The organism is Sciscionella sediminilitoris, from assembly GCF_000737195.2.
GTDB classification, from domain to species: domain Bacteria; phylum Actinomycetota; class Actinomycetes; order Mycobacteriales; family Pseudonocardiaceae; genus Sciscionella; species Sciscionella sediminilitoris.
In genome coordinates this window covers 45,552-59,886 of sequence record NZ_JALM01000016.1, presented here as the reverse complement: position 1 = coordinate 59,886, position 14,335 = coordinate 45,552, and the positions used below count along the sequence as shown (strand labels likewise).

The window sequence follows — 14,335 nt, the reverse complement described above, 5'->3', positions numbered from 1 at the left end:
TCAGTGCTGGAGTTCAGTGCTGGCGCAGCAGGTACAGCACCTTGTACTTGGCCCACGGCGATCCGATGGGCCAGGATTTGATCGCCCCGGCCGGGGCATGCGCGGACAGGGTCGCCCCGAGTGCGTACTCGGGGCGGAGCGGGCGCACGCTCCGGTCGAGGAAGGTGAAGTTGATGTCCTGCAACGTCTTGCCGAGACCACTCGACTTGCTGCGCGCCTTGTCGATCTCGCCGAGCATGATGCCGCGGTCGGCGAACTCGTCGACGACCGCGCAGTCACAGGAGTAGGCGAGCACGCCGATCTCCCCGCCACTGCGCACCGGCCGGTCGCCGACGATCGAGTGCAGTTCCCGCCCGATCTTGCGGTACTCCGCGGTCGAGGTCCAGTTGGTCATGATCGGCGCGTAAGTGCGGGGCAGACCGTGCGCGGTGTACCAGACCACGCTCGCCGCCACCAGCAGTCCGCCGATCCCGGTGCCGATCCAGCCGAGGGGACCGCGCACCGCGCACAGCGCCGCGGCCAGGAAGATGATGCCCGCGGACATGCTCGGCCCGTAGTACCAGTGATACGGCGGCACGATCAGCATCGAGTACGCCACGTAGTGCACGGCCCCGGCCAGCAGCAGCACCGCGAACGGGCGCAACCCGCTCCACGTGGGTCCGCGCCGTACCGCGAGGGCGAGCCAGATCAGGCCGGCGAGCACCCCGAGCGCCACCGGAAGGAAGGAGAGCACCGTGGCCTTCGGGAAGGCCTGCAGGTACAGCAGCGGTCCGTTGCCGAAACCCCATTTGCCCCAGGTGCCCTGCATGGTCTTGATGATCAGCGTGTCCGGGACGGCCGAGCCGAGCAGGAACCAGCTGAGCAGATACCACGGCAGCGCCACCACGATCGTGGCCAGCACGGTGCGGCCGAGTCCCCGCCAGAACCGGGGACGCACCAGCACGAGCACCGCGCCGAGCACCAGCAGGTCCAGCCGGATCAGCGAGAGCAGGCCGAGTGTGGCACCGAGTGCGAGCGGTTTGTGCCGCAGCACGAACACCAGCGCCCAGGCGAGCACCGCGGCGCCGAGCGAGACCTCCATGCCGAGTGAGGACAGCATCAGCGGGTTCACCGTGAGCAGCAGAATGGCCAGCGGGGCGAACCGCTCGGGCAGCCCGGCGTGCCTTCCGGCCGCACGCAGCGCCAGGGCGAGGGTGACCTGGGTGATCACGAACAGCGCCCCCGCCGCGACCACGGCGTTCCGGAAAACGAAGGTCAGGGCGGCGAGCAGCAACACGTTCAGCGGGGAGGTCGCCGAATTGGCGACGCTGTCCTGGATCAGCCCCCAGTGCCCGTGAAAGGCGATGTTCCTGGCATAGGACAGGGTGATGTAGGTGTCGTCGATCAGGGTCGGTTCGGCGACGGCGAACACCAGCGCGGACAGCACCGCGACCGCCACCGGCAACCACCAGGCGTGCCGGATTCCCGGTCTTCTTCGGACCTGTGTCCGCGAGTCATCGCTGGTCAGCGTCTCGACCATCAGTCTGTTTCCCTCGCCGTGCGTCCCGTCGGTGGTGGCGAACCCCGACGTCCGCACATCCCGTGCCCTGCCGGCCGGACAGTCTAGCGTGCCTGGTCGCGCACGACCCTGCGCAGTTTCGGCACCCGTTCGGCGAGTCCACGTTCCACCCCATGTGTAGTCGGATGGTAATAATCCACGCCGACCAGCTCATCAGGGGGATACTGCTGGGCAAGCACACCGTCCGGCGTGTCGTGCGGGTATCGGTAGCCCTGACCGTGTCCGAGGCTGCCCGCGCCCGAATAGTGCCCGTCCCGCAGATGCGCGGGCACCATCCCGGCCTTTCCCGCGCGCACATCGGCGAGCGCCGCGTCGATCGCGGTGATGGTGGCGTTCGACTTCGGCGCGGTGGCCAGATGGATGGCGGCCTCGGCGAGCGCGAGTCGCCCCTCCGGCATACCGATGAACGCGACCGCGTGCGCCGCGGCCACCGCGGACTGCAGCGCCGTCGGGTCCGCCATGCCGATGTCCTCGGAGGCGTGCACCACCAGCCGGCGCGCGATGAACCGCGGGTCCTCCCCTGCCTCGATCATCCGCGCCAGGTAGTGCATGGTGGCGTCCACATCCGAGCCGCGGATGGACTTGATGAACGCGCTGATCACGTCGTAGTGCTGGTCGCCGTCCCGGTCATAGCGCAGCGCGGCCTTGTCCACGGTGGACTCGACCGTGGACAGCTCGATCGCCTCGGCATTGAGCGCCGAGGCAGCGTCCGCGGCGGCCTCCAAGGCGGTCAGTGCCCGGCGCGCATCCCCGGAAGCGAGCCGCACCAGGTGCTCGAGTGCTTCCTCGGTGATCCGCAGCGCTCCCCCGAGCCCGCGTTCCTCGGTGCGCGCACGCTCGAGCAGGGTGGCCACATCCGCGTCGGTGAGCGAGTGCAGCTGCAGCACAAGCGAGCGGGACAGCAGCGGTGAGACCACCGAGAAGAACGGGTTCTCCGTGGTCGCGGCGACCAGCAGCACCACCCGGTCCTCCACCGCGCCGAGCAGCGCGTCCTGCTGGGTCTTGGAAAAGCGGTGCACCTCGTCGATGAACAGCACCGTCGACTCGCCACTGCGGCCGAGCCGGTTCTTGGCCTCGGCGATCACCGCACGCACTTCCTTCACCCCGGCCGAGAGCGCGGACAGCGCCACGAACCGGCGGTTGGTCGCGGTGGACACGAGATTGGCGAGCGTGGTCTTGCCGGTCCCCGGCGGACCGTAGAGCAACACCGAGGCTGCCGATCCGCCCTCGACGAGCCTGCGCAGCGGCGCCCCCTTGCCGAGCAGATGCTCCTGGCCGAGTACCTCCTCGAGGGTTCGCGGGCGCATCCGCACCGCGAGCGGCGCGTTCCCGGCCAGCTTCTCCTCCGCGGCCTCCTCGGCCTGCGCCGCGAACAGGCCACCGTCGAACAGATCGTCACTCACACCCCGATGCTATGCGGAGAGGACGACATGACCCACATCGCTTGCATAGTGTCCGAGACACTAGTAGCTTGGACACTATGCAGCGCTCAGGTCTCGCCCTCGCCGTTCTCGCCCTCCTCTTCGAGCGGCCGATGCATCCGTATCTCATGCAGCAGCACATCAAGGAGCGGGGCAAGGATCTCGTGGTGAACGTCGGTCAGCGTTCGCAGCTGTACAAGACGATCGACCGCCTGCAGGCCGAGAAGCTGGTCAGGGTGGCCAAGGTGGAACGCAGTGCGGCCGGTCAGGAACGGACCCTGTACGAGATCACCGATGAGGGCCGCAAGCTCACGGTCACCTGGACCTACGACATGCTCGCGAGCCCGCGCCGGGACTTCCCCGAGTTCACCGCGGGGCTGGCCTATCTGCCCGTGCTCACCACGGACCAGACGATCGGCGCGCTCGAGAAGCGGTTGTCCGCGGTCCGCGCGGAAGCGGGCGAACTGGAAAAGGGCATGGCGGAGGCCGATTTCCTGCCCCGCCTGTTCGTCATCGAGAGCGAATACATGCTCGCGCATCTGCGCACCGATATCGAATGGATCGAAGCCCTGCTCGCCGAACTGCGGGCGGGCACGTTCACCTGGGATCTCGCCCAGCTCGAGGACTGGGCGAAGGAAGCCTTCCCCGAAGCGTTCGAAAAGGAGGCACCGGAGGGCTGACCCGCCGGTTTTCCTCTTTCGCCCGTTCGCCGACGGGATATCTCTTTTCCCTCCCGGAATCGGTAGTGCGCCGTTCCCGGGTCGAAACACCGAATTCGAAACACCGAATTGGAAACGGAGTACACCCATGTCCGAAAACACCAGACCCGTGCTCATCATCGGCGCGGGCACCGGAGGACTCGCCCTCGCCCACGGCCTGCGCCAGGCCGGGGTCCCGGTCCAGGTCTACGAACGCGACCGGCACCGCACCGGGGGCCTGCAGGGCTTCCGGGTCGGCATCTCCCCCAACGGCGTGCGCGCACTGCGCGACTGCCTGCCCCCGGAGCTGTTCGACATCTTCGTCGCGACCACCGCGAAGGAGTACCGCTACTACACCAACATGACCGAGCAGCTGCAGCCACTGCTGACGATCTCCATGGACGAACTCAACGGGCCGGGTACCGATGAGGTGGTCCGGGACTACTCGGTGAGCCGGATGACGCTGCGCCAGGTGCTGCTGACCGGGCTCGAGGACATCGTGCACTTCGACAAGAAGTTCAGCCACTACACCGAGGACGGCGATACGGTCACCGCGCACTTCGAGGACGGCAGCAGCGCCACCGGTGGCCTGCTCGTCGGCGCCGACGGCGCGAACTCCCGGGTCCGCAAACAGCTGCTGCCGCACGCCGAGCACCGCGACACCGGACTGATCGCGATCGGCGGGAAGCTGGCCATCACACCGGAGAACAGCCACCTGCTGCCCGGCACCTCGCGCCAGGGCATGTCGATGATCACCGACCGCCGGGGCACCTTCGGGATCCTGCACGTGATGGAGTTCCCCTGGCAGGGCGACCGGGAACTCAAACACGGCATCGGCTCCTCCGATGCCGAACTGCTCAGGGACTGGCCCGGACTGCGGTTCGACAACACCACCGACTACTTCTCCTGGGGTGTCTCGGTACCCGCCCGGCTCGCGCCGCGCGATGTGCTCCAGCTGCCCGGGGAGGCGCTGCAGAAGTACGTGGTCACCGAGCTCATCCACGACTGGCACCCGAATCTGCGCGCACTGGTCCGGGATTCCGAGCCGGGCGCGTCCTTCGCGCTCACCGTGCGCACCTCGGAACCGGTCGAGGCGTGGCGGCCGAGCCGGGTCACCGTGCTCGGCGACGCGGCGCACACCATGACCCCGGGCCGGGGCGCGGGTGCGAACACCGCACTGCGCGATTCTCAGGTGCTGCGCGACCGGCTCGTGGACCACCGGGACGGCAGCGGAGACCTGGTCGAGGCAGTCGGCGCGTACGAAGCCGCGATGCGCGAGTACAGCGCGGTGGCGGTGCGCGAATCGCTGGCGAACATGAAGGACTACGAGCTGGACCGGAAACCGGTGCGCCGGGCATTGTTCACCGCGGGAATGCGGACCGGGATGCGACTGACCGGGAAGGTGCCCGCGATGAAGCGGCACATGGTCGACTCGATGCAACGCACCCGCGACTCGGAACGTGCGGGGTGACGAGCATGGCCTAAAGTCGTCGCGTGCTTGCCCGCCGTTTCGAATCGCTCACCGACCGGTTCTTCGCGGCGGACCACGGCCTGCTGCGGCTGCGGTTCGCGGCCCGCGCGGTGGTCACCGTCGGGCTCGCCGTGCTCGTGCAGTACCTGCTCGGTTTCCCGCTTCCGGTGCTGCTGCTCGGCGCGATCGGCGGCATGATGTGCTCGACCACGCTGCGCACCGGCACCCCGTGGCAGCGCGGGGCGAACATCCTGTTGTTCGCCCCGGTCATGATCGCCTCGCTGACCCTGTCCACGCTGCTCGCGCCGCACCGGGTGTTCGGCGATATCGCGTTCGTCGTGGTCATGTTCCTCGCGGTGTACGTGCGCCGGTTCGATCAGCTGGGGCTGAGCCTCGGTATGGGCGCGTTCATCGCCTACTTCTTCGCCACCTTCCTCAAGGCCTCACCGCAGATGCTGCCCGCGATGTACCTCGCGATCTGCATCGGTGCGACGAGCTGCGCGATCTCCGCACTGCTGATCTTCCGGGAGAACCCGCAGAGCCTGTTACAGCGGGCGACGGTCTCGGTGCGGGCCCAGGTGGCGCGGCTGGTCGAGGAACTGGCGCACGTGCTCGAGTCCGGTGAGGTTCCGCAGAGCGACGCTCTGCCGCCCCGGATCGCCCGGCAGACCGCGCGCATGCACGAGACCACGCTGCAGATCGAGGACCACGCCCAGCTGATCGGGCTCACCCCGCGCTGGCAGCGCTATCTGGTGGACTGCGAACTCGCCGCGGACCGGCTCGCCCGCACCATCGTGCGCGCCCTCTGCGGTGAGCTCAGCGCCGAGACGCGGGCTACCCTCGTCGAGGATCTTCGCGGGCTGCACCGTTTTGTGGACCGGGATCCGCGCGCGGCACTCGAAGTGGACACCGACGCCCTGCTCGCCCGGATCGCCCGCTATGACATCCGCGGGGACCCGAGCCTGCTGCCGTCCGCACCGGACCAGCACACCCTGCTGGTGCACCGGGCGATCCGGGAGTTCCTGCTCTCGGTGGTGCAACTGCGCAGGCTCACGGTGCGCACCGGGGAATCGGCGGCCAAGGAACGGGAAGCCGAGCAGGAGTCCGAGGAAACGGACAGCGCCGAGCGGCCGGGACCACGGCTGATGGACAGCACCCGCAGCGCCATCCAGGCCGCGCTCGGCGGGGCGCTGGCCATCGTCGGCGGTGAGTTCCTCTCCGAACAGCGCTGGTACTGGGCGGTGATCGCGGGCTTCGTGGTGTTCGGCGGCACCACCTCCCGCGGGGACCTGTTCGTCAAAGGCTGGCGGCGGGTGTGGGGCACGCTCGCCGGGATCATCATCGGGACGGTGCTGGGCACGGCGCTGCACGGCGACCAGGTCGTCAACCTGATCGTGCTGCTGGTCTGTATCTTCCTCGCGTTCTACTCGATGCGGGTGTCCTACGGGATGATGACCTTCTTCATCACGGTCATGCTCGGGATGCTCTACGACATCCTCGGTACCTTCTCGGACAGCGTGCTGCTGCTGCGCCTGGCCGAAACGGCCATCGGCGTGCTGGCCGCGGGCATCGCCGCCAGCATCGTGCTGCCCAAACGCACCCGGACCACGGCGGTCGCCGCGCTACACGACTACTTCGTGGCCCTTTCCGGGCAGCTGCGCGATGCCGAACAGCTGCTCGTCTACCGCGAGCACACCGACCTCATCGCCAGCACCCGCGAGGTGGACCGCGCCGCGGGCAGCGCGCGCACCGCGATCCTGCCGATGACGCATCCGATGAGTCCCGCGCGGCTCCGGCGTGGTCAGGCCACCCGGTTGAGCACGCTGGTGGAGGAATCCGCACTGGCCGCCCGGAACCTGGCAAGGGCCGCGGATCCCGGGGCACTCGCCGGGCTCCCCGCGGGCATCCGGGCGCTGCACCGGCTGACCGCCAACACCAGCGCTCTGGCCGAGGCCACCGGTCCGCGGCGCACGGTGGCGAAACTGACCAGCGGGCCCACGCTCGCCCCGACCGTGGATGTGCGCGCACTGGCCGCCATCAACAACGAGGGCGTCGCCGAACGGCTTTCGGTGCTGCATCTGCGCCGCACCGTGAACACGATCGACCGGCTGGACAAGGTGCTGCTCGGCATGGCGGCACCACTCGAGCAGACCGTGACCGTGCCCTCGGATCAGGATCACCGCGCGGACGAGCACCCGGCCAACCGCTGCTGAGCGGTCCGGTGCCGCTCAGTATTCGGCGTTGCGCAGCGCGGCGATCCGTGGTGCCCGCGAAGTGTGGCTGTCCAGCGGGTTCCAGGAGTGGTCACCGAGCTCGTCCCGGATGAACGCCTCGGTCTCGGCGATCACGGCGCGCAGTGCCTCGTCCTCGGGCACGAAGCTCTGCGCGGCGATCTCCTGGCGTTCCGGGTCGAACTGCCAGAACCCGACCACGGTCCCCCGGTCGACGATGACGTGGTCGGCGAAATCCGTGAGCGCACCGAGGGTCCTGCCGCGTTCGTGCGGCACCACTCGCTCCCGGTCGGCGGGCTCGATCAGCGTCCCGATATCGCGCCGGAGCAGGAAAAGCCCGTCCAGCGCGTGCAGCAGGTTGTAGTCCGGCCGGTCCGGCGGGACGTATTCGCCGAACTCGGCGGCCGCCTCGGGCAGGGCGAGCAGACCCTCGCCCAGCTCGACGAGACCGAGTTCGGCGATCGCGGCTTTGGCCGCCTTCGCGGTGAATCCGGTGAACCAGCGCAGGTGCGCCAGGCTCGCGGCACCGGCCCATTCGAAGTAGTGCCGCGCCAGTTCGGTGCGCGCCTGCTCCTCCCCATCCGGCCAGTGTGGCGGGTTTTCCCATCTGGCGTACGCGAACCGTTGCCGGTCCAGCCGCCCGTCCTGCGGGATACGGCGGATCGCGCCGCGCGACTGCAGCACCCCGAGCGCCGCGGGCAGGGTTGTGCTCTGCCCGCGTTTGCGCCCCTCCTCGCCGAGCCCGCGGACCGCGTCACCGAGCCGGTCCCGCAGCTGTTTCGGGGTCAGTGGTTCGGTCAGCGCCTCGAGGACCGCCGCGCCGAGATCCTCGATCTCCGTACCCGGCACACCGAGCTTGTCCAGCACCTTCAGCTCTGCCTCCGGGCCGCCCGCACCGGCCTGCAGCGCGAGCGCGTAGTCCCGTTCGGGCACCACATAGGTGCAGCCGCGGGCACTGGGCAGTTCGTGGATCGCCAGCCTGGCAACGGCCTCATCGGCGAGCCGGCGCGAACCTCCGGAGCGCGCGTGCAGGCTCAGATACGGATTCGAGCCACCGACCGAACGGGCCCAGCCGGTCGACGCGAGCACCTCCTCGGGTGCCGCGCCGGCCAGCGAACCGTCCAGTCCCTGACGCGCCCACCACCAGGCACGCAGCCGGGTGTTCATCGCCCCAGCAGGCGGCGCAGCGCCCCGAGCACGAGTTCCGCCCGCGCGATCCGGGCGTTGTGCCCCATCAGGCCGATGCGCCACACCGTACTCGCGTAGGCACCGGCGCCCGCGCCGATCTCGATGCCGTACTCCTCCAGCAACCGGCCGCGCACCTGCGCCGAGTCGACCCCCTCCGGTACCCGCACCGTGGTCAGTTCCGGGAGCCGGGATCCCTTCGCGGCGAACAGTTCGAGCCCCATCGCCTCGAGCCCGTCCTGCAGGTAGGCGCCGGCCTCCGCGTGCCGTGCCTGGACCGCATCGAGCCCTTCCTCGAGTACCCTGCCGAGTCCCGCGTGCAGCGAGGCGATCATGGCGACCGGTGCGGTGTGGTGATAGGTCCGCCCGCCGGACTGACCGTCCACATAGGACCCGATCATGCCGAGATCCAGGTACCAGGTCGGCGGCTGCTCCACCCGCGCGGCCCAGGCTTTCTCGGAGACCGTGAACGGGGCGAGACCGGGCGCCACACCGACGCATTTCTGGGTGCCCGAGTAGCCGATGTCGATACCCCAGTCGTCGGCCCGGACCTCGATCCCGGCCAGCGAGGTCACGCAGTCGGCGAGCAGCAGCGTCTCCGGGAACCGCGCCGCGATCCCCCGCCCGAGCGCGCCGATGTCCGACTCCACCCCGGTCGAGGTCTCGGCGTGCACGGCCGCGATGATCCGCGGCGACGGGTGCGCGTCCAGCACCCGCTCCGGGTCCACCGGCTGGCCCCACTCGTGCTCGACCGCGATCACGTTCGCCCCGTACCGGGCCGCCACATCGGTCATCCGCTGCCCGAACAGCCCGTTCACCGCGACCACGACCGGGTCACCCGGGCGCACGAAGTTCGCGAACGCCGCCTCCATGCCGATCGAGCCGGTTCCGGACAGCGGCAGGGTCCGGCGGTTTCCGGTGCCCCACACGGTCCGCAGCCGCTCACAGGTCTCGTCGAGCAACCGCAGGAACGCGGGATCGAGGTGCCCGAGGATGGGCGCGGCGAGCGCTGTGGTCGCCTCCGGGTAGGGATTGCACGGGCCTGGACCGAGAAGAGCGCGATCTACCAACGACATGCGCCCACCCTAACGCCGCGCCCCTCGCGCCGCGGGTTCAGCGCACCGGAGTCGGTGCGCGCTGGGTCAGCTCGGTGACCGCGTGCTCCACGACCGTGATCAGGGCCTGCTTGACCGACTTCCGATTGCGCGCATCGCAGGGCACGATCGGGCGCCGTTCGTCGATCACCATGGCCTCGCGAATGTCGTCCACCTCGTGCCGGAGCACCCCGTCGAAGCAGTTCACGGCCACGATGTAGGGCAGGCCGCGTTCCTCGAAGAAGTCCAGCGCGGCGAACGAGTCCGCGAGCCGCCGGGTGTCCACGAGCACGATCGCCCCGATGGCGCCGCGCACGAGGTCGTCCCACATGAACCAGAACCGGTGCTGACCGGGTGTGCCGAACAGATAGAGGATCAGATTGTCCTCGAGGGTGATTCTGCCGAAGTCCATGGCGACCGTGGTCGTCGCCTTGTTCGGCGTCGCGGAGAGGTCGTCGGTCCCGCTCGACGCGGTGGTCATCATCGCCTCGGTGGTCAGCGGGACGATCTCGGAGACCGCGCCGACGAACGTGGTCTTACCGGCGCCGAATCCCCCGGCGACGACGATTTTCGCCGAGGTAAGCGACTGCGAGCCCGCTGCGGGTTCCCTAGAGTCGACGGAGTCCACGCAACACCCTTTCCATCAACACCAGATGCGCGGCCATATCGTCGTCCGCGACCGTCTGGTGCACCTTGATCAAGCCGAGCTCGGCCATATCGGACAGCAGTACCCTCGCGACACCGAGCGGTACCGAGAGCTTCGCGGCCACCTCGGCGACCGAATGCGGATGGCGGCACAGTTCGGCGATCGACTGGTGCTCCAGTCCCATGCTTTTCGCGGAACCATAGCGGGCCGCCGTGGAGACCATGGTCTCGAGTTCGAGATGCACCTTCGACTCGGTGCGTCCCTGGGTCCACGCATAGGGCCGGACCAGCGAGACCGCTTCCTCCGGGTCCTCGGATTCCTCGAGTGCCCGCTCCGCCGTCGCCGCCGGTGAGCGGAACAGGGCATCCGATCCCGCCCGCGGTTCCGGTGGGGTACCCGAGGTGCCGGACACCGGTGGCCCCTCGGCCTCCGCTTGAGTTTCCCTGTCGGTGTCACTCATGGTGCCCTCACACGGCTTGGCGAGTCATGTCGTGCGCCGAGCCCTGCAGTTCGGCGCGCAGTTCGGGGGTCAGCATCTGCCCGACCCGGTCCACGAGCAGCGTCATCTCGTAGGCGACCTGCCCGATGTCGCAGCTCGGCGCGGCGAGCACCGCGAGGCAGGACCCGTCGGAGATGGCCATCAGCAGCATCACGCCGCGTTCCATCTCCACCACGGTCTCGCGCACCACGCCCGCCTCGAAGCAGCGTGCCGCTCCCTGGGTGAGGCTCATCAGTCCGGAGGCCACGGCGGAGAGTTGGTCCGCGCGGTCGGCGGGCAGCCGGGCCGACGCGGTGAGCAGCAACCCGTCCGCGGAGACGACGACGGCGTGTGCCACGCCCGGCACGCGGTCGGCGAAGTCGGTGACCAACCAGCCGAACCGGTCCTGTGTCGACTGCCCTTCACTCATGCCCACTCCTCACTTCGAACTGCGCATCCGTCATTCGTTCTCCCACTGATAGGCATGCTGGTCCTCGTCCAGCTCCCGTTCCGGAATGCCGACACTGCGGCGCCCTTCCGAGAGACCACGCTGGAAACTGGCCAACCTGCTGCGCACCCCGTTCGCGTCCGGCGGCCCCATGGCCTCCGGCCTCCCATTCGGGGTCTGACTCCCCGGCACGAGCTGCGCTTTCGGCCTCCGCCTCGGCAGTCCTGCCTCGGTGAACGACTCCGCGTCCGTGCCGCCGGGGGCGGCGGTTGCGGTTCCGTTCGCTGTTTGTTCGCCATCCGGGTCGAACGCCCACGAGCCCGTAGTGTCCCCGCTCGGTTGCGGCGCCTCCTGCTCGGGGGTGAACAACTCGGTGTCCGCGCTCGCCCGCTGCACGGGTGGTTGCTCGTCGCCGACGCTGTGCCTGCCCTGGCGCAGTCCGCGCTGGAAACTCGCCAGTCGCGAGCGAACGGAGTCCGCGCTGCGGTGTTTGGCTCCCTGCGTCGCTGGTCCGGGCTCGGCACGTTCGGTGCCCTGGTCGGCCCCGGTCCGGTCCGGAACGCTGCCCGGGAGCAGCCTGGCCCTCGGAGTCCGCTTCGGCAGGCCCGCCTCGGTGAAGGTGTCCTGCCGGACCTCGGCGACCTCTTCGACGGCCTGCCATCCGGCGTCCGCGGCGAACCGCCACCGTTCGGGCTCGGTCTCCGAACCGCCGAGCACCGTGGCATCCTGCTCGGCGGCCGATTGGTCCGCAGCCTGCCGGGCCGCCTGCTCCGCCTCCTCGGCCTCGGGGGCCGCTGCACCGGCCGGGGTGGCGATCGGATCGGCGGCCACACCGGGATCGGAGAACCAGGCCGAGAGCATCGAATCGAAGATCGGCGTGCGCTCCGGCGGCTCTTTCGGCGTCCTGCGCGGCAACCCGTTCGACGCGGCGGCCGCGGCCTGCGGTGGGGCCGGTGGCTGCGCCGGTGGTTGAGGTGCGGGCGGCTGCTCGGCTCGCGGCGGCTGTTCCGTGCGCGGCCGCCGTGGCGGGGTGGCCGGTTCCCGGCTGCCGTAGGGCTGCGCCGGGCGCGGCAGCACGGTCTCCACCGTGTCATCGGTGTCCTTGCGGGTCCGGCCCGCCGAACGGGTGTGTTCGGTGCCGAGCCCGCCGTCCGGGACCGCGACCCCGGCAAGCAGGGTTCGCGGGATGCGGATACCCGCGAGCAGGCCGCCTTCCTCGCCCGCGCGCAGCGCCACGTGCACGCCCTGCCGGTGCGCCAGCCTGCCGACCACGAACAGGCCCATCCGCCGCGATGCCGGGACCTCCTCGGCCTCCGCGGCGGCCAGCCGCTCGTTGGCCGCCGCCAGTTCCTCCGGGCGCATACCGATACCGGCATCGCTGACCTCGATGAGCACCGAGTCGTCCGTCGCGAGCGAGGTGCTCACGGTGACCGTGGTGTCGGGCGCGGAGAACGCGGTCGCGTTGTCCAGCAGTTCGGCGACCAGCCGGACCAGGTCTCCTGCCGTGTAACCGAGCACGGTCGCGGCGGGCGGGGGCGCGAGCACCACCCTGCGATACTGCTCGATCTCCGAGACCGCCGCGCGCAACAGGTCCTCGAGGGAAACCGGCTGCTGCGCGGATGCCCTGTTCGGCTCGGCACCGGAGAGCACCATCAGGTTCTCGTTGTTGCGCCGCATCCGGGTCGCGAGGTGGTCGAGCGCGAACAGGGTGCCGAGGTGGTCCGGGTCCTCCTCGTCGCGTTCCAGTTGCTCGATCAGCCGGAGCTGACGCTGCACCAGGGTCTGACTGCGCCGGGAGAGGTTGACGAACACCGTTCCGTAGTTCGTGCGCAGACTCGCCTGTGCCGCGGCCAGGTTACGGGCTTCCCCGTGCACCGCGTCGAACGAGCGCGCCAGATCGTCCAGCTCCGCGCCACCACCGGCGGGCAACGGTTCGATCTCGGTGCTCACCGGCTTGCCTTCGCGCAGTTCGGCGAGCGCGGTCGGCAGGCTGCGCCTGGCGATCTCCCGCGCCTTGCGCCGCAGCTGCCGTACCGCCCGGACCAGGCTTCGTCCGGCGAACGCCGCCACGGCCGCGGCGGCGAGCACCGCGAACAGGACGAGCAGCCCGGTGACGATCGCCGCGGTACGGGCCGAGTCGTGCAGCGAGTTCGCCTGCGCGGTGAGTTCGCCCTCGACGCTCTCGGTGACCCCGCGCAGCTGTCCGGCGACGGCCGCCGAGGACGCGGACCAGTCCGCCGCGCTGACCTTGATGCGTCCTGGTTTGAACGCCTCGGTCACCAGGGCGGAGTGCCGGTCCAGGTCGGTCTTCTTCAGGCTCGTGTCGAGCTTGGCGACATCCGATTCGGTGCCCACCGCGCGGAACCGCTCGAGCGCGGCGTCCATCCGGACACCCGCATCGCGGACCGTCACCGACTCCGGCTGGGTGAGCTGGCCGCGCGCGATCCCGGAGAGCAGCACGGCTTCCTGATCGGACAGTTCCTCACGGGCCTCGTCGAGGCTGGTCACCGAGGTCGCCCTGGTGGTAAGCCCACCGTCGCGCGGAGCACCGGCCACCGCGCGCTCGAAGCCGAGCAGCGAATCGATCAGCCCCGTGTACTCGGTGATGCCCGCGCCGCCGCCGCGCGCAGCGGAGGACCGGATCGCGCCCAGCGCCGCCAGTCCTTTGTCGGTGCGCTGCCAGGCGTCCTTCGCCGGTCCGTCGGGCAGTTCGGTGTCCGCGACCGCGGAACGCAGCGCGCCGATCGCGTCGTCGACCGCACGCGGAGCCTGGCCACGCGGTCCGCCCGCCGCCGTCCTTCGTTCCACCTGCACCGCGGTGATCAGGGTATTCACCTGTTTGCCGAGCCCGACGAGGTCGGCGTCGGTTCCGCGCTGCGCCGAGCTGCTGAGCCGCCCGGCGAAGAGCACCGCGCCCACCACGATGAGCAGGACCAGCGGGACGAGGGCGAGCACCGCGAGACGCGCGGCGAGGCCGAACCGGTTCGGCCGGGAGTTCTGGGCCGTCGCGGACTCCGAAGTCGAGTTGGTCACGCGCGCTCGCTCCGATCGCGCCGATCCGTCTGCCACGCCGGTTCTACCTCCGGAAACCGAAAGCCCCGTACG

At 69.9% G+C, this 14,335-nt stretch carries 11 protein-coding genes; 3 read left to right on the top strand and 8 right to left on the bottom strand.

Annotation, left to right across the window (positions count from 1 at the left end):
- Nucleotides 1-13: 13 nt before the first annotated feature.
- Nucleotides 14-1,519: a hypothetical protein gene (locus tag AD72_RS07715; protein WP_037345135.1), complete on the bottom strand. Its 1,506-nt coding sequence runs from the start codon at nucleotides 1,517-1,519 to the stop codon at nucleotides 14-16.
- An 83-nt stretch (nucleotides 1,520-1,602) separates the two neighbouring features.
- Complete coding sequence (locus tag AD72_RS07710; protein ID WP_051898233.1) at nucleotides 1,603-2,934, bottom strand: replication-associated recombination protein A; 1,332 nt, start codon at nucleotides 2,932-2,934, stop codon at nucleotides 1,603-1,605.
- A 104-nt stretch (nucleotides 2,935-3,038) separates the two neighbouring features.
- Here AD72_RS07710 and AD72_RS07705 point away from each other — a divergent pair, with 104 nt between their 5' ends.
- From AD72_RS07705 to AD72_RS07695, 3 genes are all read left to right on the top strand, one after another.
- The gene (locus AD72_RS07705) at nucleotides 3,039-3,659 is read left to right on the top strand and encodes a PadR family transcriptional regulator (protein WP_037345133.1); all 621 of its coding nucleotides are present in this window, start codon (nucleotides 3,039-3,041) and stop codon (nucleotides 3,657-3,659) included.
- A 127-nt stretch (nucleotides 3,660-3,786) separates the two neighbouring features.
- Complete coding sequence (locus AD72_RS07700) at nucleotides 3,787-5,148, top strand: FAD-dependent oxidoreductase (protein ID WP_031465720.1); 1,362 nt, start codon at nucleotides 3,787-3,789, stop codon at nucleotides 5,146-5,148.
- A gap of 23 nt (nucleotides 5,149-5,171) precedes the next feature.
- The gene (locus tag AD72_RS07695; RefSeq protein ID WP_031465719.1) at nucleotides 5,172-7,361 is read left to right on the top strand and encodes an FUSC family protein; all 2,190 of its coding nucleotides are present in this window, start codon (nucleotides 5,172-5,174) and stop codon (nucleotides 7,359-7,361) included.
- A 15-nt stretch (nucleotides 7,362-7,376) separates the two neighbouring features.
- On the opposite strand, the gene AD72_RS07690 is transcribed toward AD72_RS07695, so the two are convergent.
- The 6 genes from AD72_RS07690 to AD72_RS07665 are packed head-to-tail and all read right to left on the bottom strand — an operon-like array spanning nucleotide 7,377 to nucleotide 14,263.
- The gene (locus tag AD72_RS07690; RefSeq protein ID WP_031465718.1) at nucleotides 7,377-8,546 is read right to left on the bottom strand and encodes a DNA glycosylase AlkZ-like family protein; all 1,170 of its coding nucleotides are present in this window, start codon (nucleotides 8,544-8,546) and stop codon (nucleotides 7,377-7,379) included.
- Nucleotides 8,543-9,640, bottom strand: a complete 1,098-nt coding sequence (locus AD72_RS07685; RefSeq protein ID WP_031465717.1) for a pyridoxal-phosphate-dependent aminotransferase family protein — start codon at nucleotides 9,638-9,640, stop codon at nucleotides 8,543-8,545. Before AD72_RS07685 ends, AD72_RS07690 begins: the two co-directional genes overlap by 4 nt.
- Before the next feature lie 37 nt (nucleotides 9,641-9,677).
- Nucleotides 9,678-10,286 (bottom strand): GTP-binding protein, encoded by a 609-nt coding sequence (locus AD72_RS07680; protein WP_020501901.1) that lies wholly within the window; start codon nucleotides 10,284-10,286, stop codon nucleotides 9,678-9,680.
- Nucleotides 10,267-10,764, bottom strand: a complete 498-nt coding sequence (locus tag AD72_RS07675; RefSeq protein WP_231644753.1) for a DUF742 domain-containing protein — start codon at nucleotides 10,762-10,764, stop codon at nucleotides 10,267-10,269. Before AD72_RS07675 ends, AD72_RS07680 begins: the two co-directional genes overlap by 20 nt.
- 7 nt (nucleotides 10,765-10,771) lie before the next feature.
- The gene (locus tag AD72_RS07670) at nucleotides 10,772-11,212 is read right to left on the bottom strand and encodes a roadblock/LC7 domain-containing protein (RefSeq protein ID WP_020501899.1); all 441 of its coding nucleotides are present in this window, start codon (nucleotides 11,210-11,212) and stop codon (nucleotides 10,772-10,774) included.
- 30 nt (nucleotides 11,213-11,242) lie between these two features.
- On the bottom strand, nucleotides 11,243-14,263 hold the full coding sequence (locus AD72_RS07665; protein ID WP_031465715.1) for a nitrate- and nitrite sensing domain-containing protein: 3,021 nt from the start codon (nucleotides 14,261-14,263) through the stop codon (nucleotides 11,243-11,245).
- Between the last annotated feature and the right edge of the window lie 72 nt (nucleotides 14,264-14,335).

Coding starts and splice junctions, on each gene's coding strand:
- AD72_RS07715 (WP_037345135.1), bottom strand. CDS start 1,519: ATGGTCGAGACGCTGACCAGCGATGACTCGCGGACACAGGTCCGAAGA.
- AD72_RS07705 (WP_037345133.1), top strand. CDS start 3,039: ATGCAGCGCTCAGGTCTCGCCCTCGCCGTTCTCGCCCTCCTCTTCGAG.
- AD72_RS07700 (WP_031465720.1), top strand. CDS start 3,787: ATGTCCGAAAACACCAGACCCGTGCTCATCATCGGCGCGGGCACCGGA.
- AD72_RS07690 (WP_031465718.1), bottom strand. CDS start 8,546: ATGAACACCCGGCTGCGTGCCTGGTGGTGGGCGCGTCAGGGACTGGAC.
- AD72_RS07685 (WP_031465717.1), bottom strand. CDS start 9,640: ATGTCGTTGGTAGATCGCGCTCTTCTCGGTCCAGGCCCGTGCAATCCC.
- AD72_RS07675 (WP_231644753.1), bottom strand. CDS start 10,764: ATGAGTGACACCGACAGGGAAACTCAAGCGGAGGCCGAGGGGCCACCG.
- AD72_RS07670 (WP_020501899.1), bottom strand. CDS start 11,212: ATGAGTGAAGGGCAGTCGACACAGGACCGGTTCGGCTGGTTGGTCACC.